Genomic DNA, 19,339 nt, shown 5'->3' on the forward strand with positions numbered 1-19,339 from the left:
CGAGGGCGAGGTCGCGGCGAGCACGAGCGAGGCGGCGAAGGCGAGGCCCGCGGCGGCGCCGATCGCCGCGGCCGCGCGCGAGACGCGCCTGCCCCGCCGCGCGGGCCGGGCGCCAGGCTCGTCCACCACCGGGGACGCGGGGAGCTCGTCGAGCCTGAGCGCGATGACCTGGGTCTTCTCGGGCGGGGAGACCTCCTCGGCGGGCGCGCGATCGGTCCGGCGGAGCTCCTCGACGCGGTCGAGCTCACGCCGGAGCTCGTCGGGGAAGGCGAGCGCCATGAAGCGCGCCAGCGCGGGGGGATCGCCGGCGGGCGAGCCCGCGTGCGTCCAGGGCACGAGCGCGTCGCGGAGCTCGCTCGCCCAGCCGAAGCGCTCCGCCGGATCGCGCGCCAGGGCCCGGAGCACGACGGCGTCGAGCCCCCGCGGCACGGCCGGGTTCACCCGCGAGGGCGCCGGCACCTCCGCGCGGCGGACCTTCTCGAGGACCGCGAGCTCCGAGGGGCCGGTGAAGAGCCGCGCGCCGGTGAGGAGCTCGTGCAGGACGACCCCGAGGGCGAAGACGTCGGAGCGCCGGTCGACCGGCCCGCCCGAGGCCATCTCCGGGCTCATGTAGCCGAACTTGCCGCGGAGGGCGGCGTCGCGGCGCGTCCGGAGCGCCGCCTGGGCGATGCCGAAGTCGATGACCCGCACCGAGCCGTCGAAGCCGAGCAGCACGTTCGCGGGCGACACGTCCCGGTGGACGATCTGGAGCGGCGTGCCGCGCGCGTCGCGCTTGCGGTGGGCGTGATCGAGGGCGTCCGCCACGCGCCAGCCGAGGTAGGCCGCGAGGGGCACGGGCAGCCCGCCTCGCGCCCGGGTGCGCTGCACGAGCGCGCGAAGGTCGCGCCCGGGCACGTACTCCATCGCGATGTAGTACCCCTCGCCGTGCTTCCCGAGCTCGTGGATGGGCACGACGCCGGGGTGGTCCAGCTGGACGACGAGCCGCGCCTCGTCGAGGAACATCTGGATGAACTCGCCGTCCTCCGCGAGCGTCGGGAGGATGCGCTTCAGGGCGTACAGCCGCGCGGAGGCGTCGTCGCGCCGGAGCGCCACGTACACCTCGGCCATGCCGCCGATCGCGATGCGATCGAGCAGGACGTAGCGGCCATACGGGATGGGCTTCTGCATCGATGCGCCCGTCCCCCCCGGGGGCTTATGATAACCGCATGCCGACGAGCTGCCACGCGTGCGGGGCGACGCTCCGGATCGACGGCCCGGTGGGACGTCGGACCACCTGCCCCGAGTGCGACGCCGACCTCCACTGCTGCATCGACTGCCGCCACTACGACGAGGGCTCCGCGCACGAGTGCCGCGAGCCCCACGCCGAGCACATCATCGACAAGATCGCCTCGAACGCCTGCGACCTGTTCCAGCTCGGCGACGGCGCCTCGCGCCGCCGCAAGAGCTCGCGGGCCGCGCGCGATCAGCTCGGGGCGCTGTTCGGAGAGGCCCCGGCGCCGGCGGAGGAGAATCCGCGGGACGCGCTCGAGGCGCTCTTCCGGAAGAAGTGAGGCGCGTGGCGTCCCCCGGCGACCTCGCTCACGTCTCACCCGTCTCGCGCGTCGCCCCGGCGAGCCAGGCGAGGTACGGCGCGCTCCCCGCCTCCACGGGCAGGGCGAGCACCTCCGGCACGTCGTAGGGGTGCAGGGCGAGCACGCGCTCCCGCAGCGCCTCGAAGCGTCCGCGCGTGGTCTTGAGCACGAGGAGCGCCTCGGCCTCGTCCTGCACCTTCCCCTCCCAGCGGTAGATCGAGCGGATGGCCGGGACGACGTTGCCGCAGGCGGCGAGCCGCTCCTCGACGAGGGCGCGCGCGAGCTCCGCGGCCTTCTCGGCGGACGGCGCGGTGACGAGGACCACGAGGGCGTCGGGCATGGCGTTGCCTCCTCGCCGCGCTACATCCCGGCGGCGCGGGAGATGATCTCCTTCATGATCTCGGAGGTGCCGCCGGCGATGGTCATCACGCGGACGTCGCGCCAGGCGCGCGCGACGTCGGTCTCGAGCACGTACCCCATGCCGCCGTGGAGCTGCATGCAGTCGTAGGCGACGCGCTGGGCGAGGTCGCAGGCGAAGAGCTTCGCCATGGAGATCTCCTTCACCGCCGGCTCGCCGCGCTGGAGGAGATCGCAGGCGCGGTAGGTGAGCCAGCGCGCCGCCTCGATGGCCGTGAGGTGCTCGGCGAGCTTGTGCCGCCACACCTGCATGCGCGCGAGCGGGCGGCCGAAGGCGCTGCGCTCGCCGGCGTAGCGCAGCGCGTCCTCCACCATGAGCTGCATCCCGGCCACCGCCTGCACCGCGGCGACGAGCCGCTCGCCCTGGAAGTTCGCCATCACGTGGTAGAAGCCCTGGTTCTCCTCGCCGAGCAGCCAGCGCGCCGGGACCCGGCAGTCCTCGAAGAAGAGGAGCGCCGTGTCGGAGGACGGGTTCCCCACCTTCTCGAGCGTGCGCGAGACCTGGAACCCGGGCGTGTCGGTCGGGAAGAGGAGGAGCGACAGGCCCTCGTGGCCCGGCCCGCCGGTGCGGACCGCCAGCGTGAGGAAGTCCGCCCGCGCGCCGTTCGTGATCCACGTCTTGGCGCCGTTCACGACGAGGTCGTCGCCGTCGCGCCGCGCGGTCGTCCGGAGGGCCGCCACGTCGGAGCCCGCGTCCGGCTCGGAGATCGCGAGCGCCGCGATGCGCTCGCCGCGGATCGCGGGCGCGAGGAACTCGCGCTTCTGCTCGTCCGTGCCGAGATCGGCGATCACGGGGATGGCCATCTCGCCGTGGACCAGCATGGCCATGGCGAGCCCCGCGTTGCGGCAGCGGACGAGCTCCTCGGCGTACGCGACGACGTACCACCAGTCGAGCCCGGACCCGCCCCACTCCGGCGGGTGGCGGATCCCGAAGAAGCCCAGCTCCCCGAAGGTGCGGAAGAGGGCGCGCGGGAACTCGGCGGCCGCGTCCCAGGCGCGCGCGTGCGGCGCGAGCTCGCGCTCGCAGAACTCGCGGACGGTGCGCCGGAACGCCTGGTGGTCCTCGGTGAACGGATCGAGCCCGGGCATGCGCCTTCGCATACCGGAGCCCGCGCGGCCCCGCCAGGGCGCAGGAGGGCCGCGCCCAGCAGCCGCTACCGGCCCAGCATGCTCTTCTTCAGATCTCCGTCGGCGGGCTCGCGCCCGAGCCAGTTGCGGAACATCGCGTCGGCGAAGTCCTTGCCCGGAACGGTCACGGGCTTCCCGCCCGCCGCCCCGACGATCGTCCCCTGGCCGGGGACGTAGGTCACGAACATCTCCCCGCCCTCGCGCATGTTCGGGATCGCCGGCTCGATCGTCTTCAGCTGCTGGAGGAGCGCGTCGAGGTTCGGGCCGCCCGAGTTGGCGCGGAAGCCGTCGCGGTACGCGTCCATGATCTGGCTCTTCGTCACGTCGCGCAGGAACACCATGCGGACGCGCTTCGGAGCGTCGGCGGCGATGACGGCGTCCGCGTCGCGCGAGGGCTCGGTGAGGTAGAGGCCCCCCGCGTAGACCTTGATGATGAACTTCTTGCGCAGCCCGGCGCCGTTCAGCTTGAGCGCCTTGCCCGCGACCTCGATGGTCTCGGGGAAGTCCACGCCGGCGACCTTCTTCGCGTGGGCGGGGAGCGCGACGGCGAGCGCGAGGGCGGCGGCGGCGAGCTTCTTCATCGTGACTCTCCGTGTCGTGGCGGGTGGTCCCCCGTTGTACCCGGGTTCACCCTCCGACCGCCGGACCCGGGCGGGGCGGCGCGCTTCGGGCTGCCCATGCCGCGCCGCGTCGCCGGGAGGGCCCTGAACTGGCCCGGCGATGGCGGGCGCTCAGCGCGGAACGCCCGGACGCGGCGGCGACACCGCGCTGCGCGGCCGGTGTCCGAGCACCGTGCCATACGCCACGCCGGCGACGCCGACGAGCATGCCGAGGCCGCCCGCCGCGGACACCCGCTCCCCGAGCAGCACCGCCGCGAGCAGGTACTGCGCGAGCGGCGTGAGCTGGAGCCAGACGGCCGCCTCCCCGACGCTGAGCGCGCCGTAGGCCTCCGTCATGAGCACCTGCGCGGAGTACGCGGCGAGCCCCATCACGGCGGCGATGGCCCACGGCCCCGGCGCGGTGGGCCACGGCCCGAGCGCGAAGGGGAGCGCGACGGGGAGCCCGCCCAGGGAGAAGTAGAAGAAGATCGTCGCGGCGTTGTCGGTCGCGCGCATGGCGCGGATGACCACCGCGGAGAGCGCGGCGAACACCGCCGCCCCGACGGCGAGCGCCTCGCCCGCGCCGAGCCCGAGCCGGAGGGAGCCGTTCCCGAGCACGAGGGCGACCCCGAAGGTGGCGAGGAGGAGCGCGAGGAGGAGGTGGATCGTCGGCCGCTCCCCGAACGTGCGGATCGAGAGCACCGTCGCGATGACCGGGAAGAGGTTGTAGAGCATCCCCGCCTCGCCCGCGGGGATGCGCTGGAGGGCGAGGAAGTAGAGGACGACGACGATGCCGCCCGACACGCCGCGCGTCCACAGGAGCCGCCGGTTGTGCGGCCGGTAGAGCCCGGGCCGGACGCGGAACGCCACGAGCGACACCGCCGCGCCGACCACGAACCGCACGACGGTGAGCTGCCCTGCGCTGAACGTCTCCCCGCGCGTGGAGAGCAGCCGCGCGAGGACGGCCATGAGCCCGAACGAGGCGGCGGAGCCGAGGAGGAGCAGGCGCGCGCGGAACTTCGTGCCGGCGCCGCGGGAGGGCGAGGCCGGGGCCCCCGGCCGCCGCCCGCCCCCCTCGCTCATGGCTCCTCCGCGGGGAGCCCGGCGGCGAGCGCCGCCTCCGGCGAGCGCGCCTCGCGAGGCCGGTGGCCGAGCACGGACCCGTAGACGATCCCGGCCACCCCGAGCAGCACGCCCACGAGCGTCCAGCCGCCGATCCGCTCGCCGATGGTGAGCGCCCAGAGGTAGCTCGCGATGGGCGTGAGCTGCTGCCAGAGCGCCGCCTCCGGCACGGACAGCGCGCCGTACGCCTCGGTCATGAAGAGCTGCGCGAGGAACGCCACGACGCCCACGCCCGCCAGGGCGAGCCAGGCGAGCGGCGCGCTCGGCCACGGCGCGAACGCGTACGGCAGCGAGGCCGCGGCGCCTCCGACGGCGAACGCGAAGAAGATGGTCGGTGCGTTGTCCGTCGTCCGGAGCGCGCGGATGGAGGTCACCGCCGCGCCGCCGCACACCGCGGAGACGATGCCCAGGATCTCGCCCACCCCGAGCCCGAGGCTCACCCCGCCGCCGCCGAGGACGAGGAACACGCCCGCGCTCGCGAGCGCGAGGCCGACGCCGAGGTGGATGGTCGGGCGCTCGTTCAGGACGAAGAGCGAGAGGAGCACCGCCCAGATCGGGAAGGTGTTGTTGAGGAGGGTCGCCTCGCCCGCGGGGATCCGCTCGATGGAGAGGAAGTAGAGGAGCGCGGCGATGCCGCCGAAGAAGCCGCGCGAGACGAGCAGCGCCTTGCGGCGCGGGCGGAACGTGCCCGGACGCGCGACGAAGATCCCGCCGACGAACGCCATCCCGAGGACGAAGCGGGCGAAGGTGACCTGCCCGCCGTTCATCCCCGCCTGCGTCGCGACGCGCGCGAGCACGGCGGACAGCCCGAAGAAGACCCCCGCGCCGAAGAGGAGCAGCCGCGCGCGGGCCATCGCCCGCTCCCCCGGACGCACGGGGTAGAGCGCACCGGCCGTGGGCCCGGTCGCAGGCCCGGCCGTGGCGGGCGCGAGGGGCGCGGCGCCGGGCGAGCGCGAGGGCTGCGGGGGAGCGGAACTCACGGGAATCCGCGTCTATCACCATCGTCCCGGCGGGGGAAGGCGGCGCCCGTCCGCCGCTCCGGCCGCGTCGCCGGGTCGGGTCCACGACGCCTCGCCGGGGGACAACGCGGCTGGCCAAAAGAGCCACGTTCCGTTAGACAACGCGCCACATGAGCGAGCCCGAATTCATCTCAGTCAAGGGCGCGCGCGAGCACAACCTCAAGTCGGTCGCTCTCGAGATCCCGAAGAAGAAGCTGGTGGTGTTCACCGGCGTCTCGGGGTCCGGGAAGTCCTCGCTCGCGTTCGACACCCTCTACGCCGAGGGGCAGCGCCGCTACGTCGAGTCCCTCTCGTCGTACGCGCGCCAGTTCCTCGGGCAGATGGAGAAGCCCAAGTACGACACCATCCGCGGGCTCTCGCCCACGATCTCCATCGAGCAGAAGGCGGCCTCGAACAACCCGCGCTCCACGGTCGGGACCATCACCGAGGTCCACGACTACCTGCGCGTGCTGTACGCCTCGATCGGCCTCCAGCACTGCCCCTCGTGCGGCCGGCCCGTCGGCAAGCAGACGGCCCAGCAGATCGTCGAGGCGATCGTCCAGTACCCGGAGGGCGCCCGCATCCTCGTGCTCGCCCCGCTCGTCCAGAACCGCAAGGGCGAGTACAGGGACCTCCTCGCCGACCTCGCCAAGCGCGGCTTCGCGCGCGTGCGCGTCGACGGGATGATCCACCAGCTCACCGACCGGCTCGTCCTCGACAAGAAGCTGAAGCACGACATCGAGCTCGTGGTGGATCGCCTGGTGGTGAAGGAGGGGATCCGCTCCCGCCTCACCGACTCGATCGAGACCGCGCTCCGCGAGGGGAAGGGCACCCTCGTCGTCGCCGACGCGGACAAGGAGCAGCGGGTCGGGGCGGGGGATCCCGAGGAGTACAAGAAGCACGATCGCTTCTTCTCCGAGCTCAACGCCTGCCACGCCTGCGGGCTCAGCTTCGGCGAGCTCGCGCCGCAGAACTTCTCGTTCAACTCGCCGCTCGGCTCGTGCCCCGACTGCCAGGGGCTCGGGACGCGGGCCGAGATGGACGCGGACCTCATCATCCCGGACCCCTCGCTCACGATCCGCCAGGGCGCGGTCGAGCCCTGGGCGAGCGGCATGGAGCGCGGCGAAGGCTGGACCTTCGAGTTCGTCGAGCACCTCGCGCGCTCGCTCAAGATCGACCTCGACCTGCCCTGGGCGAAGCTGCCGAAGCTCCACCGCGACGTCATCCTCTACGGCACCGAGGGTGCGTCGAATGGCGGGCGCTCCTGGCGCATCGAGTTCGAGGGCGTCGTGAACCAGCTCTACCGCCGGCTCAAGGCGACGGGCTCCGAGGCGATGCGCCGCCACTACATGCGCTACTTCTCGGACAAGCCCTGCCACACCTGCGGCGGCGAGCGGCTCAAGCCCGAGAGCCGCGCGGTGCGCATCCGCGGCAAGGGCATCGTCGATCTCTCCCGGCTCACGATCCAGGACGCGCACGCGTGGCTCGGCTCGCTCGATCTCAAGGGGAGCGAGGCGAAGATCGCCGACGAGCTCCTGAAGGAGATCAAGAACCGGCTCAAGTTCCTGCTGGACGTGGGCCTCAGCTACCTCACGCTCGACCGCCCCGGCCCGTCGCTCTCGGGCGGCGAGAGCCAGCGCATCCGCCTGGCCTCGCAGATGGGCTCCGAGCTCACCGGCGTCATCTACATCCTCGACGAGCCGTCGATCGGGCTGCACCAGCGCGACAACGGCAAGCTCCTCGCGACCCTCAAGCGGCTCCGCGACGTCGGCAACTCGGTCATCGTCGTCGAGCACGACGAGGAGACGATGGAGGAGGCGGACTGGCTCGTGGACTTCGGCCCGGGCGCCGGCGCGCACGGCGGCGAGATCGTGAGCGCGGGGACGCCGGCGGAGGTGAAGCGCGATCCCGACTCGCTCACCGGCGCGTACCTCTCCGGGCGCAAGGAGATCTACGTCCCCGAGCGGCGCCGCAGCGAGGACAAGGGCGCGATCACCATCTCCGGGGCCACCGAGAACAACCTGAAGGACCTCACCGCCTCGTTCCCGCTCGGCCGCTTCACCGCGGTCACGGGCGTCTCCGGCGCGGGCAAGTCCACGCTCGTGAACGCGATCCTCCGCCCCGCGCTGATGCGCCACCTGTACGGCACGCGCGAGGTCCCGGGGAAGCACCAGGCGCTGACCGGCTGGGAGCACATCGACAAGGTCATCGACATCAACCAGCAGCCGATCGGCCGCACCCCGCGCTCGAACCCGGCGACCTACACGAAGGTGTTCGACGCCATCCGCGAGGTGTTCGCGCAGACGCCCGAGGCGCGCGCGTTCGGGTACCAGCCCGGCCGCTTCAGCTTCAACGTGAAGGGCGGACGCTGCGAGGCGTGCCAGGGCGACGGCATGAAGCTCGTCGAGATGCACTTCCTCGCCGACGTGCTCGTGCCGTGCGAGGTGTGCGGCGGCAAGCGCTTCAACGAGGCGACCCTCCGGGTCACCTTCAAGGGCAAGAACATCGCCGAGGTGCTCGATCTCTCCATCACCGAGGCGAAGTCGCTCTTCGAGCACCACCGCGAGATCGCGCGCATCCTCACCACGCTCGAGGACGTCGGCCTCGGCTACCTCAAGCTCGGCCAGCCCTCCCCCACCCTCTCCGGCGGCGAGGCGCAGCGGATCAAGCTCTCGCGCGAGCTCGCCCGCGTCGGCACGGGCAAGACGCTCTACATCCTCGACGAGCCCACCACCGGACTCCACTTCGAGGACGTGAAGAAGCTCCTCGCCGTGCTGGACCGGCTGGTCGACGCCGGCAACACGGTGGTCGTCATCGAGCACAACCTCGACGTCATCAAGTGCGCCGACTGGATCATCGACATCGGCCCTGAGGGCGGCGCCGACGGCGGCCTCGTCATCGCCGAGGGCACGCCCGAGGAGGTCGCCGGGGTGAAGGAGAGCTACACCGGGCAGTACCTCGGGAAGGTGCTCGAGGCGCACCGCCAGCGCGCACGTCGCGCGCCGGGGCAGAGCGCGGCGAGGGGCGTGCAGCGGGTGGGGGCGTAGGGCCCGAAGGCCTCCAGGTCCCTAGGGACGACGAGCCCGGTCGCCTGCGTGATGGAGTGCCCCCCGCGCGTGACGTTGGCGCCCGGGTTCCCGGATGGCGACCTTCACCCAGGGGCGATGCACCGGCGCGTCGCGGGTGGGGGCTGCGATGAGGTCGAGGGCGTGGGGTGCGGCGATCGCCGCGCTGCTGGCGGCGTGTGGGACGGGGCAGGATCGGGGCGCGGCGCCCGCGCCAGGATCCCCCGCTGGGGATGGCGCTCCGGGTGGGGGCGGCGCTCCGTCGGGCGGCGGCATCCCCCCGCTCGAGCCGCCGGCGGTGGCCGCGCGCTGCGGCGGCGCGGCCTCGCTGTGGATCGCCGCGGCGCACACGGGGCTCGTGGCGTCGTTCCGCGTGGGCGTCCGCGCGGCGGGGGCGCCCGCCGCCGCGTTCGATCTCGCAGCAGGCGACGGCTTCCGGGTCGGGGACGTGCCGCTCCCGGCGTCGGGCCCGGTCACGGCCACCCTCGCGATCGAGTCGGCGCGCGTGGCCGGCGGGGCCCTGTCCGGCGAGCTGGACGTGTGCGCCGCCCCGCTCTCCTTCACGTTCGACGCGGACGAGGTCGACGCCGGACGGTGCCGCCTCGTCATCCAGCTCGATCTCGCGCGGTCGCTCCAGCGCGACCCCTCTACCGGGGCGCTCCTGCTCGTCCCGCAGGCGTCGCTGCACTTCTGAGGGAGGCGGAGATGGCTCGAGGGTGGACGTTGGCGATCGCGTCGCTCTTGCTCGCCGGGTCCGCCGCGGCGCACGACCTCACGTGCGAGCTCGGCGTGGGCCTCGCCGCACCGTTGCACGGGAAGCCGGCGATCGGCATGGATGGCCGGCCCCTCATGATCGCGCCCGCGGCGACCGTCCTCGACGTCGACGCCTATCCAGCGCTCCTCGTGTTCCGCGTCGCGGTGACGAACGTCGCCGACGCGCCCTCGGTGGTGACCGGGCTCGACGGCGACCCCGCCGTGCGGGCGGGCCCATCCTCCTGGACGTTCGGCTCGCGGCTCCTGGCCGGACTCACCCTGCCGGTCGGACGCAGCGCGGAGGAGCTCGTCGTGGTGCCGGTCGCTTCGCGGGCGGCGTGCGTCGCGCTGGGGGGCGAGCCGGGCGGCGACGCGACGTGCCGCACCGAGACGAGCGCCGGCGCGCGCGTGCTGGTGAGGTTCGATCGTGGCCAGACGGAGTGCCGGGCCCGGTTTCGCTGCGGCCCTGACGCTCCGGCGCTGCCGTCATGGAGCGGCGCGCGGCAGCTCGGGTGGGAGGGGCAGGACACGGCCCACGGGATCGCGCTCGATCGCGAAGGGGAGTTGCACCTCATCGGCCACAGCTTCGACCTTCTCCTCGCGCCGTGGCCCGGTCTCTTCGAGAGCTTCGTCGCGACCGTCACGCGCGACGGCTCGGTCCTCCCCGTTCGACCGTGGTCGGCGCCGGGCACGAACATCGTCGCAGCGGCCGCCGGCGGAGCGGGCAGCGTGACGTACGCGGGGTGGGACCTGGACGGCACGTCGGGCGCCTTCGTGCGCAAGGTCGCGCGCGACGGCACGGTCGTCTGGGAGCGGTCGCCTGGCGTCGTCTACTCCCTCGTCACGGGGGGGCCCGGCGGCATCGTCATCGCCGCCTCGCTCGACTGGCAGGGCGACGCGCTCGTCACGAAATACGGGGCCGGCGGTGAGGTGGTCTGGGAGGTGGCCCTCGCGACGCCGCTCGAGGACCGTCCGGTGGCGCTCACGGTGGACGCGGCGGGGAACACGTACGTCGCCGGACAGGCCACGGACCCCGCGGTGCCCACCACGTCGGACGTGTTCCTCGCCAAGCTCGACGCGAGCGGAGGCGTCGAGTGGATGCGCACCCTGGCGACGAGCGACCTCGACGTGCCGACGGGCGTGGGGGTGGGCGCGGACGGCGTCGCGGCCGTCGCGGGGCACGGCGTGGGATCGACCGGCACCACGCGGCCGTGGGTGGCCGCGTTCGATCCGGCCGGCGCGCCGAGGTGGACCTGGACGCCCGCACCCGCGCAAGGCATCACCCTCGTCTCGGCGGTGGCCGCCGACCCGGCGGCGGGCTTCTGGGTCGGCGCGTCCGGGCCGTCCGGGACGATCATGATCGTGCGCCTCTCGGCGGGAGGCTCGGAGCTGTGGACGCGCAGCCACGGTCCTTTCGGGAGCGTCGTATCGGCAATCGCGATCGACGGTGCGGGCGACGCGTACGTGGCGGGCAGCACGAGCGGTGACGTGGCCGCGCCGAATGCCGGGAGCCTCGACGCCTTCGTGATCCGCCTCCGTCCGGACGGACGTCCGTGACGGCCGCTGCGCCCGTACGGGCGCCCGAGAAGTGCAGCGGGTGGGGGCGTAGAATCGCGCTCCTGAGACGAAGCTCCTTTCTTCGCTGACGCGACCTGTCGTCACATCGCGCCCCTCGCGCCCTCCGTTGCGCAGCCGCCCTGCCCCCTGCAATGGGAGACTCATGCGCCCCATCATCGCCCTGCTCTTCCTCCTCGCCGCCGCGCCGACGTCCGCCGCGGCCACCCGGAAGACCGCGCCTCCCGGCCCTCGGTCGCCGCGCTCCGCCGAGACGCGCGACCCCGAGGCGCTCCGCTGGGACCTCACCGCGCTCTACCCCTCCGACGCCGCCTGGTCCGAGGCGAAGGCCGCGCTCGGGAAGGACGTCGCGGGGTTCCGGGGGCGGCACGAGGGGCGCCTGGGCGCCTCCGCGAAGGCGCTCGCGGACGGCCTCGCGGACCTCGCGCAGCTCCGCGAGCGGTACGAGCGGCTCTTCGCCTACGCGATGCTGAGGAGCGACGGCGACGTCAAGGCGGCGCGCCCGCGGGAGCTGAGGCAGGAGGCGGAGCGGCTCGGCGTCGAGCTCGAGGCGGCCGCCTCGTTCGTGCGCCCGGAGCTCCTCGCCGTCGACGCGGCGAAGGTGAAGGCGTTCCTGAAGGAGGACCCGCGCCTCGCCCAGTTCGACTTCTTCCTCTCGGACCTCCTCCGCTGGAAGGACCACACCCTCTCGCCGCGGGAGGAGCGGATCGTCGCGCAGGCGGGCGAGCTCGAGGGCGCGGCTCCCGCGGTGCACGGCGTCCTGACGAACGCCGACATTCCCTGGCCCACGGTGAAGCTCTCCACGGGCGAGCAGGTCCGCCTCGATCCCGCGGGCTACCAGCGGGCGCGCACGGCGCCGTCGGCGGCGGACCGCGAGAAGGTGTTCCGGGCCTTCTTCGACGCGGTGAAGACCTACGAGCGGACCCTGGGCGCGGCGATGGACGCGCAGGTGAAGGGGCACCGCTTCGAGAAGGACGTGCGCGGCTTCCGGTCGTCGCTCGAGTCGGCGCTCTTCGCCGCGAACATCCCGCCCGCGGTCTACCACCAGCTCGTCGCCGACGTGAACCGGAGCCTCCCCACGCTCCACCGCTACCTCGCGCTCCGCAAGCGCATGCTCGGCCTCTCGGAGCTGCGCTACGAGGACCTCTACGCGCCGCTCGTGAAGGACGTCGAGCGGCGCTACACGCCTGCCGAGGGCGTCGCCCTCACGCTCGAGGCGGTGGCGCCGCTCGGCGCGCCCTACGTCGAGGCGCTGCGCAGCGCGCTCGACGGCCGCTGGACCGACTTCCTCCCCCGCCCCGGGAAGCGCTCGGGCGCGTACTCGATGGGCGTGTACGCGGTCCACCCGTACCAGCTCCTCAACTTCAACGGGCAGTGGGAGGACGTCTCCACCCTCGCGCACGAGTCCGGCCACACCATGCACTCGGCCCTCGCCGCCAGGGCCCAGCCGTTCCCCAAGTACGACTACCCGACCTTCGTCGCCGAGGTCGCCTCGACGCTCAACGAGAACCTGCTCCTGCACCGGGTCCTCGACCGGACGAAGGACGACGCGACGCGGCTCTTCCTCCTCGGCCGGCACCTCGAGACGCTCCGCACCACCCTCTTCCGCCAGACGATGTTCGCGGAGTTCGAGCTCGCCGTGCACAAGCGCGCCGAGAAGGGCGAGGCGCTCTCGGGGGAGGCGCTCTCGACGCTCTACCTCGAGCTGGTCCGCAAGTACTACGGGCACGCCCAGGGCCTCTGCCGCGTCGACGCGCGCTACGGCGTCGAGTGGGCCTCGGTCCCCCACTTCTTCAACTACGACTTCTACGTGTTCCAGTACGCGACGAGCCTCGTCGCCTCCACCTCGCTCGCGAAGGCCATCCGCGAGGAGGCGGTGACGGGCGGGACCGCGGCCCGCGACCGTTACCTCGCGATGCTCTCCGCGGGCGGGTCGCGCTACGCGATCGACCTCCTGAAGGACGCGGGCGTCGACATGACCACCTCCGCGCCGTTCGCCGCCGCCATGGACGAGATGAACCGCGTGATGGACGAGATGGACGCGATCCTCGGGCGCGCCGGACACCCGCGGGCGGCGCGGTGAGCGGGCGCGCGCCCGGCGCTCGCGCTACACGTCCCGGATGACCGAGCTCCGCATCTGCGTCGACGTCCCCGACCTCGAGCGCGCCGTCCGGTTCTACTCGGAGGCGCTCTCGCTCTCCCCCGGTCGCCGCTTCGGGGCGGGGGGCGTCGAGATGCTGGGCGGCCCGTGCCCGATCGACCTCCTCGCGAAGGCGCCCGGGAGCCGGGCGAGCGCGGCGTCCGCGCAGGTGCGGGACTTCGCGCGGCACTGGACCCCCGTCCACCTCGACGTGGTCGTGCCCGACCTCGACGCCGCGCTCCGCCGCGCGCTCGCCGCGGGCGCGACCCAGGAGGGCGAGGTGCAGGCGCACGCGTGGGGCCGGCTCGCGCTCCTCGCCGATCCGTTCGGGCACGGGCTCTGCCTGCTCCAGCTGAGCGGGCGGGGCTACGACGCCATCGCGACCGGCTGAGCTGCTCAGGCGCGCGCGTCGCGACCCGCGTCCTCGCGGGCGCGGTCCGGGTCGGCCTCCCCGGCGAGCGCGCGCCGGGCCACGGCGGCCTCCTCGGCGGAGCGCTCCACGGGGGTGGGGACGCCCGCCCCGTGCCGCCGCAGCCGCCACGCCCGCGCGGCGAGCGAGATCCCGAGCCACAGGCCCAGGGCCGCGAGCGGCGTCGCGATGACGCGCGGCCAGAGTACGGCGACCGCGCCGAGCGCGAGGACCACGCCCGCGGCGACGGCGAGGACGCGCGCCTCGGTGGGGCCGAGCACGCGATAGCCGCCGAGCGCGGCGCCCACCGCGTTGCCGATGCGGAGCGCGCCGGCCGCGGCGACCGCCGAGCCCTCGCGGCGGCGCCGCCGTCCCGGCGGTCGCGGCCGGCGCAGGCGCGGTACGGGACGGACCGGCTGCACGCGGCGGCGCGCGTCGAGCACGATCTCCGTCGCGCGCCCGAGGTCCTCCTCGTACGCGTCCTCCATCCGCTGCGCGAAGCCCTCGTCCTCGATCGCGACGTCGAGCTCCCAGTTCGCGAGCCAGGAGGAGAGGTTCAGGTTCGACGATCCCACGCGCGCCCAGCGCCCGTCCGCGACGGCGGTCTTCGCGTGGAGCATCGCCCCGTTCCACTCGAAGATCCGCACCCCCGCCTCGAGCAGCGGCCGGTAGCCCGCGACCGAGAGGCGCTTCACGAGGCCGAGATCCGAGTCGCCCGGCACGAGGAGCCGCACGTCCACGCCGTCGTGCGCGGCGGCGCGGAGCCCCTGCACGTAGGCCGCCGTGCCCACGAAGTACGCGTCGGTGATCCAGAGGGAGCGGCGCGCCATCGCCGCGACGAGCTGGTCGAGGCGGTACAGCCCGGCGGTCGCGGGCTCGCTCGCGACGACGCGCAACGCCACCTCGCCCGCCGCGGCCACGTGAGCGGGGTCCGGGAGCTCCTCGTCCGGGAGCGGCGCTCCCGCCTCGTCCCAGACCTGCGCGAACGCGCGGGCGAGATCCGCCACGGCCGGCCCTCGCACCTCCACGCCGGTGTCGCGCCACGGCTCCGCGCCGCGGGCCGGGTCGCCCGCCCAGCGCTCCGCGACGCAGAGCCCGGTGACGAAGCCGACGCGCCCGTCGACGACGATGCTCTTGCGGTGATCGCGACCCATCCAGCCGATGGGGCTGTCGAGGCGCGGCGGGTTGAACGTGCGGACCTCGACCCCCGCGTCCGCGAGCCGGCGCCAGAAGCGCGACGAGGCCTCGCCGATCCCGCCGAGCCAGTCGTGGAGGACGCGCACGCGCACGCCGGCGCGCGCCTTCTCCGCGAGGAGCTCCGCGAACCGCCGGCCGACCCGGTCGTCCGCGAAGATGTACGCCTCGAAGAGCACGCTCTCCCGCGCGGCCGCGATGGCCTCGTGCCACGCGGGGAAGTTCTCCCCGGCGTCGCGAAGGAGACGCACCGCGTTGCCGCCCACGAGCGGCGCCCCCGCGGCCCGCGTGAACGCCTGCTCGGCCACGAAGCGGAGCGTCGCGCGGCCGGCGCGGCGGCCGCCCGGAGCGCCCGCGGCGCCGCGGGCGGTGGGGAGGACGGCCGATCCCTGGGCACGAGTCACCTCCCAAGCATTCCCCACGGGAGCCGCCGTTGCACGCTCCCGCCCGGGCAGCCGCGCGCCGCGCCCCTTGCGGTCCCGCCAGCGGGAGCCGACGTTTCCACCATGGCGACCGGCGGGCGTCCCGTCGCGCGCAGGCTCCTTCTCATCGCGGGCGCCGCGGCGGGGCTCCTCGTCCTGCTCGTCGCCGCGCTCCTCCTCCTCGTGGACTCCGCCGCGGTCACGAGGCGCGTCGCGGATCTCGTGCTCTCGCAGGCGTCCCGGGCGCTCGGCCGGGAGGTCGCCGTCACGACCGCGAAGCTCCACCTCCTCCCCGAGGCCCGCGTCGCGCTGCGGGGCCTCACCGTGGCGGGCCGCGCGGGCGAGCCGGGGCTCGTCGCCGCCGAGTCGCTCGACGTGCACCTCGGCCTGTGGCCGCTCCTCCGCTCGCTCGGGAAGGACGTCGAGGTCCGCTCGGTCGTGCTCGTGAAACCCACCGTGAACCTCGTCCGCGCGAAGGACGGCACCTGGAACTACGAGGGGCTCGGCGAAGGGAAGCCCGAGACCGCCGCGGAGCCGGCGCAGGCCGCGGGGGCGGCGACGCGCGTCGTGGTGGAGCGCGTGCGGATCGAGGGGGCGGCGATCCGGCTCGTGGACCGGAGCGCGGGCCGGGACGACGCGGGCGTCGCGCTCGAGCAGCTCGATCTCGAGGCGACGGGCGTCGGCCCCGGCCTCCCGTTCGAGGTGCGCGTCGCGGCGGCGTTCGCGAGCGCGCAGCAGAACCTCCACGCGCAGCTCTCGGTGGACCACCTGCCGGACGGGGTGCCCCGGCGGCCGGAGGACTGGCCGCTCATCACGGGTGGGCTCCAGATCGGCGCGCTCCCGCTCGATCGGTTCCGCGCGCTGCTCCCCGCAGAGCTCGGGGCGCTCGTCCGCGGCGGCACGGCGACCCTCGAGGCGAAGGTCACCACCGGCGAGGGGCGGGCCTACAAGGTGGACGGCTCCGGCGCGCTGAAGGACGTGAGGCTCCGTGGCCAGCCGGCGTCGGGCCACTTCCGCGCGCTCGCGACCTGGTCGCCGGCGCGGCCCGCCGCCTCGCGCGTGGATCTCACCGAGCTCACGCTCCGCGGCCCCGGCGTGGACCTCGGCGGCCACGCCTCCGTCGCGACGCCGCCGCTCGCGGCCTGGTTCGTCGTGACGGGCTCGCTGCTCGATCTCGACGCGGTGATGGGCCTCCTGCCGGAGAAGGCGGAGGCGGCGCCGCCGCGCGGCGGCGACCTGGTGCCCGCCGCGATGCGCGAGCGGCTCCGCGCCGCGAGCGTCCGCGGAACGGTCGCCCTCGCCGAGGTGAGGAGCGGCCGGCTCCAGGCGAAGAACGTGAAGGCCCGCGTGAGCCTCGTGAAGGGCGTGCTCACCGTGGAGGAGCTCGACGCGGCCGTGTTCGGCGGCCGGGTCTCGGGGGCCGGCACGCACATCGCGCTCGGGGAGAAGGTCCCGACCTGGAGGCTCGCCGCGAAGCTCTCGGCGCTCGATCTGGGCGGCGCGCTGCAGGCGTTCGCCGGCGCGCAGCCGCTGACGGGCAAGCTGGACGGCACGCTCGACGTCGTCGGCAAGGGGACGGACTGGGCGAAGCTGCGCCAGGCGCTCACCGGCCTCGCCGCGCTCGCCGTGAAGGACGGCGCGCTCGTCACGACCGACCTCGGCGACGCGGTGCTCGGCGGCGTGGCGCGGGGGCTCGAGCAGCTCGGCCGCGGCCGCGCGGCCCGCGAGGTGAGCGGCGCGAAGGGGCGCACCGAGTTCAAGAACCTCGCCGGCGAGTTCGACGTGAAGGACGGGTTCCTCGTGGCGAGGGCGCCCGTGACCGTCGACACGCCGTTCGGGAAGCTCGCGCTCGGCGGTCGCGTGGGCCTCGACGGCCGGCTCGCGCTCGAGGGCACGTCCTCCGTCCCGAAGGCGGCGCTCGCCCGCGTCGTCCCGGGCGGCCTGCCGCTGCCGCAGATGCTCGAGGTCCCGCTCGCGCTCGGCGGCACGCTCGAGTCGCCCAGCGTCTCGGTGCGAGCGGACACAGCGGTCGCGAACCTCGCGCGAGGGGAGGCGCACGAGGCGGTGAAGGGCGCCCGCAAGCAGGTGGAGCGCGGGCGCGACGCGGTCGAGGGGCTCTTGAAGGGATTCGGCGGGAAGCGGTGACGGCCCGCGCGCCCTCGGCGATACACGGCGTCGTACCCGCGCTCGAGACGTGCGACGGCCGCCCCGTCTCCGGAGCGGCCGTCGGCCTCGGATCCGGCGACGTCCGGGCTAGCTCTTCTTCTCTTCCGCCTTCTTCGGGGGGCCCTTGTGGGCGGCACAGTGCGGGCACTGGCACTTCTCGCCGCACTTGCACGCCTTGCCCTCCTTGGCGCAGGGACACTGGGCGGCAGGCGCGGCCTCCGCGCCCTTCTTCCCCTCGCCGGCAGCGGCGGCCTGGGCATGCTGCGGGCAGTTCTTGCAGTCGCCGTCGCACGCCGACGCAGGTCGCGCCGCGAGGAGGGCGAGCGCGGCCATCGCCGCGAGCAGGGTCTTCATCATGTGTGAACCTCCGTGGGTGACGTACCGCGCAGGCGGCCGCGAACCGGATGCAGCGTAGAGAGGCCTCCCGAGCGGTGTCAACGCGGAAGGCCGATCGCGGCAGGAGGGCGCGGCCGCCCGCGGCGCACTCGCCCGGGGCAGGACACGAGGTGGATCGCCCCCGGACCCGCCGCTACATTGCCCTCGATGACGACCCTCGACGTCGACCGGCTGCTCGCGCTCCTCCGGGATCCCAACGTGGAGAGCCAGGAGATCGCCACGCTCGCCGGCGTGCCGCGCGAGGAGGCCGGCCGCGCCTCGCGGCTCCTCCTCGGCCTCTCCCGCGCGAAGCCGGAGGAGATCGCGACCCTGCCGCCTCCGCTCGCCGCGGCGCTCTGCCGCGCGTCGCTCGTCGCCGGGCGCGCCGACGTGCTCGCGGCGCTCGCCGGTCACTCGGGGAAGGAGGTCGCGAAGGAGGCGAAGCGCAGCCTGCACGTCCTGCGCTCGCGAGGCGTCGCGGTGCCCGAGCCGCCGCGCGCCCCCGCGGTGGCCCCCGCCGCGCCCGCCGAGCCGCCGCTGCCCGTCTACGCCTCGGCGATCGACGGGCAGGGAGAGCGCGCGGTGTGGCTCCCCCGGAACGTGCCGGGCAAGGGCATCGAGGTCGCGCAGGCGGTCGTGTCCGACGTGCGCGGGCTCGTCGAGCTCCAGGTCGGGCTCCTCGGACGCAAGGAGTGGCGGGCGTTCGCGAAGGGGCTCGTGGAGCGCGGCGCGGCCATGGGCGTCGGCGAGATCGACCGCGCGCGGGCCCGCTCTCTCGTCGCCGCGGCGCGGGCGCTGAACGACGCGAGCGGGCAGCGCGTGCCGGAGGGCGCGGACCTGTGGCTCGCGCAGCTCGGCCCGGCCGCGCCGCTCGCCGACCCCGCGGCGCGGTTCCCACCCCTCGCCGACGAGGAGGAGCGCGAGGCGGTGGCCGCCTCGGCGAAGCTCCACGACCTGCCGCTCCTCCGCGGCTGGCTCGCCGACGAGGGCTACCTGCGCGAGGTCGCCGCGAAGCTCGACGAGGTCGGCGTGTCGCCGCTGTACATCGACGACCGGCAGCGCGCCGAGCAGATGGCGCGCGTGGTGGCGGACGCCGTGGACGCCTACTTCGACGAGGGGCGGCGCCGCCGGCACGCGAGCCGCCTGCTCGCCGTCGCCGAGCACCTCGAGGCGCGGGGGGACGTCGCCCACGCCCGCTCCGCCGCGGCGACCGCCCGGGCGCTCGTCGCGGGGGCGCCACCGCACGCGGTGCCGTTCGCGCGGCTCCTCGTGGAGAAGGCGTTCCCGCTCGCGCCGGGGCCCGGCGAGCCGGCAGGCGCCCCGCCCTCTCCCGGCGCGCCGCCCCTCATCGTCACGCCCCGGTGAGCGCCGCCCTGGCCCTTCACGATTTGACCCCCCGCCCGCC

General features: G+C 74.6%; 16 protein-coding genes. 8 read left to right on the forward strand and 8 right to left on the reverse strand.

Annotation, left to right across the window (positions count from 1 at the left end; genetic code table 11):
* A partial coding sequence (locus tag MNZ39_RS12430) for a serine/threonine-protein kinase (protein WP_242338881.1) occupies positions 1 to 1,167 on the reverse strand: 1,167 nt, incomplete at its 3' end.
* 38 nt (positions 1,168 to 1,205) lie between these two features.
* On the opposite strand from MNZ39_RS12430, the gene MNZ39_RS12435 reads away from it, so the two are divergent.
* A complete protein-coding gene (locus MNZ39_RS12435) occupies positions 1,206 to 1,550 on the forward strand; it encodes a hypothetical protein (RefSeq protein ID WP_242338883.1) in 345 nt (114 codons plus the stop codon).
* A gap of 28 nt (positions 1,551 to 1,578) precedes the next feature.
* Here the strand turns inward: MNZ39_RS12435 and cutA are convergent, their stop codons facing one another.
* From cutA to MNZ39_RS12460, 5 genes are all read right to left on the reverse strand, one after another.
* Positions 1,579 to 1,911, reverse strand: a complete 333-nt coding sequence (gene cutA / locus MNZ39_RS12440; RefSeq protein ID WP_242338885.1) for a divalent-cation tolerance protein CutA — start codon at positions 1,909 to 1,911, stop codon at positions 1,579 to 1,581.
* Between the two features lie 20 nt (positions 1,912 to 1,931).
* Entirely contained in the window at positions 1,932 to 3,077 is a 1,146-nt protein-coding gene (locus MNZ39_RS12445) for an acyl-CoA dehydrogenase family protein (RefSeq protein ID WP_242338887.1), read from the reverse strand.
* 65 nt (positions 3,078 to 3,142) lie between these two features.
* Positions 3,143 to 3,697, reverse strand: coding sequence for a chalcone isomerase family protein (locus tag MNZ39_RS12450; protein ID WP_242338889.1), 555 nt, complete (start codon positions 3,695 to 3,697; stop codon positions 3,143 to 3,145).
* A 150-nt stretch (positions 3,698 to 3,847) separates the two neighbouring features.
* Positions 3,848 to 4,798, reverse strand: a complete 951-nt coding sequence (locus MNZ39_RS12455) for a DMT family transporter (protein ID WP_242338892.1) — start codon at positions 4,796 to 4,798, stop codon at positions 3,848 to 3,850.
* Positions 4,795 to 5,691 carry a DMT family transporter gene (locus MNZ39_RS12460; protein WP_242338895.1) on the reverse strand — a complete coding sequence of 299 codons (897 nt, stop codon included), beginning with the start codon at positions 5,689 to 5,691 and terminating at the stop codon, positions 4,795 to 4,797. Before MNZ39_RS12460 ends, MNZ39_RS12455 begins: the two co-directional genes overlap by 4 nt.
* Positions 5,692 to 5,966: 275 nt before the next feature.
* Here MNZ39_RS12460 and uvrA point away from each other — a divergent pair, with 275 nt between their 5' ends.
* From uvrA to MNZ39_RS12485, 5 genes are all read left to right on the forward strand, one after another.
* Positions 5,967 to 8,882, forward strand: a complete 2,916-nt coding sequence (gene uvrA, locus MNZ39_RS12465; protein ID WP_242338896.1) for an excinuclease ABC subunit UvrA — start codon at positions 5,967 to 5,969, stop codon at positions 8,880 to 8,882.
* Between the two features lie 316 nt (positions 8,883 to 9,198).
* A complete protein-coding gene (locus MNZ39_RS12470) occupies positions 9,199 to 9,594 on the forward strand; it encodes a hypothetical protein (protein WP_242338898.1) in 396 nt (131 codons plus the stop codon).
* A gap of 11 nt (positions 9,595 to 9,605) precedes the next feature.
* Entirely contained in the window at positions 9,606 to 11,210 is a 1,605-nt protein-coding gene (locus tag MNZ39_RS12475) for a hypothetical protein (RefSeq protein ID WP_242338900.1), read from the forward strand.
* A 163-nt stretch (positions 11,211 to 11,373) separates the two neighbouring features.
* Entirely contained in the window at positions 11,374 to 13,311 is a 1,938-nt protein-coding gene (pepF, locus tag MNZ39_RS12480; RefSeq protein ID WP_242338902.1) for an oligoendopeptidase F, read from the forward strand.
* 37 nt (positions 13,312 to 13,348) lie between these two features.
* Positions 13,349 to 13,759 carry a VOC family protein gene (locus MNZ39_RS12485; RefSeq protein ID WP_242338904.1) on the forward strand — a complete coding sequence of 137 codons (411 nt, stop codon included), beginning with the start codon at positions 13,349 to 13,351 and terminating at the stop codon, positions 13,757 to 13,759.
* A gap of 5 nt (positions 13,760 to 13,764) precedes the next feature.
* On the opposite strand, the gene MNZ39_RS12490 is transcribed toward MNZ39_RS12485, so the two are convergent.
* Positions 13,765 to 15,375, reverse strand: a complete 1,611-nt coding sequence (locus MNZ39_RS12490; RefSeq protein ID WP_242338906.1) for a phospholipase D-like domain-containing protein — start codon at positions 15,373 to 15,375, stop codon at positions 13,765 to 13,767.
* A gap of 102 nt (positions 15,376 to 15,477) precedes the next feature.
* On the opposite strand from MNZ39_RS12490, the gene MNZ39_RS12495 reads away from it, so the two are divergent.
* Positions 15,478 to 17,538: an AsmA family protein gene (locus MNZ39_RS12495; protein WP_242338908.1), complete on the forward strand. Its 2,061-nt coding sequence runs from the start codon at positions 15,478 to 15,480 to the stop codon at positions 17,536 to 17,538.
* 108 nt (positions 17,539 to 17,646) lie between these two features.
* On the opposite strand, the gene MNZ39_RS12500 is transcribed toward MNZ39_RS12495, so the two are convergent.
* The gene (locus MNZ39_RS12500) at positions 17,647 to 17,916 is read right to left on the reverse strand and encodes a hypothetical protein (protein ID WP_242338910.1); all 270 of its coding nucleotides are present in this window, start codon (positions 17,914 to 17,916) and stop codon (positions 17,647 to 17,649) included.
* A gap of 186 nt (positions 17,917 to 18,102) precedes the next feature.
* Here MNZ39_RS12500 and MNZ39_RS12505 point away from each other — a divergent pair, with 186 nt between their 5' ends.
* Positions 18,103 to 19,299 (forward strand): hypothetical protein, encoded by a 1,197-nt coding sequence (locus MNZ39_RS12505; protein ID WP_242338912.1) that lies wholly within the window; start codon positions 18,103 to 18,105, stop codon positions 19,297 to 19,299.
* Positions 19,300 to 19,339 lie beyond the last annotated feature (40 nt).

The organism is Anaeromyxobacter sp. SG66 (assembly GCF_022690805.1).
Lineage (GTDB): Bacteria > Myxococcota > Myxococcia > Myxococcales > Anaeromyxobacteraceae > Anaeromyxobacter > Anaeromyxobacter soli.

Excerpts from the sequence above, each read along its gene's own strand:
- pepF (WP_242338902.1), top strand. The coding sequence starts at position 11,374 with ATGCGCCCCATCATCGCCCTGCTCTTCCTCCTCGCCGCCGCGCCGACG.
- MNZ39_RS12435 (WP_242338883.1), top strand. The coding sequence starts at position 1,206 with ATGCCGACGAGCTGCCACGCGTGCGGGGCGACGCTCCGGATCGACGGC.
- MNZ39_RS12475 (WP_242338900.1), top strand. The coding sequence starts at position 9,606 with ATGGCTCGAGGGTGGACGTTGGCGATCGCGTCGCTCTTGCTCGCCGGG.
- MNZ39_RS12500 (WP_242338910.1), bottom strand. The coding sequence starts at position 17,916 with ATGATGAAGACCCTGCTCGCGGCGATGGCCGCGCTCGCCCTCCTCGCG.
- MNZ39_RS12485 (WP_242338904.1), top strand. The coding sequence starts at position 13,349 with ATGACCGAGCTCCGCATCTGCGTCGACGTCCCCGACCTCGAGCGCGCC.
- MNZ39_RS12445 (WP_242338887.1), bottom strand. The coding sequence starts at position 3,077 with ATGCCCGGGCTCGATCCGTTCACCGAGGACCACCAGGCGTTCCGGCGC.
- cutA (WP_242338885.1), bottom strand. The coding sequence starts at position 1,911 with ATGCCCGACGCCCTCGTGGTCCTCGTCACCGCGCCGTCCGCCGAGAAG.
- MNZ39_RS12495 (WP_242338908.1), top strand. The coding sequence starts at position 15,478 with ATGGCGACCGGCGGGCGTCCCGTCGCGCGCAGGCTCCTTCTCATCGCG.
- MNZ39_RS12460 (WP_242338895.1), bottom strand. The coding sequence starts at position 5,691 with ATGGCCCGCGCGCGGCTGCTCCTCTTCGGCGCGGGGGTCTTCTTCGGG.
- uvrA (WP_242338896.1), top strand. The coding sequence starts at position 5,967 with ATGAGCGAGCCCGAATTCATCTCAGTCAAGGGCGCGCGCGAGCACAAC.
- MNZ39_RS12455 (WP_242338892.1), bottom strand. The coding sequence starts at position 4,798 with ATGAGCGAGGGGGGCGGGCGGCGGCCGGGGGCCCCGGCCTCGCCCTCC.
- MNZ39_RS12450 (WP_242338889.1), bottom strand. The coding sequence starts at position 3,697 with ATGAAGAAGCTCGCCGCCGCCGCCCTCGCGCTCGCCGTCGCGCTCCCC.
- MNZ39_RS12505 (WP_242338912.1), top strand. The coding sequence starts at position 18,103 with ATGACGACCCTCGACGTCGACCGGCTGCTCGCGCTCCTCCGGGATCCC.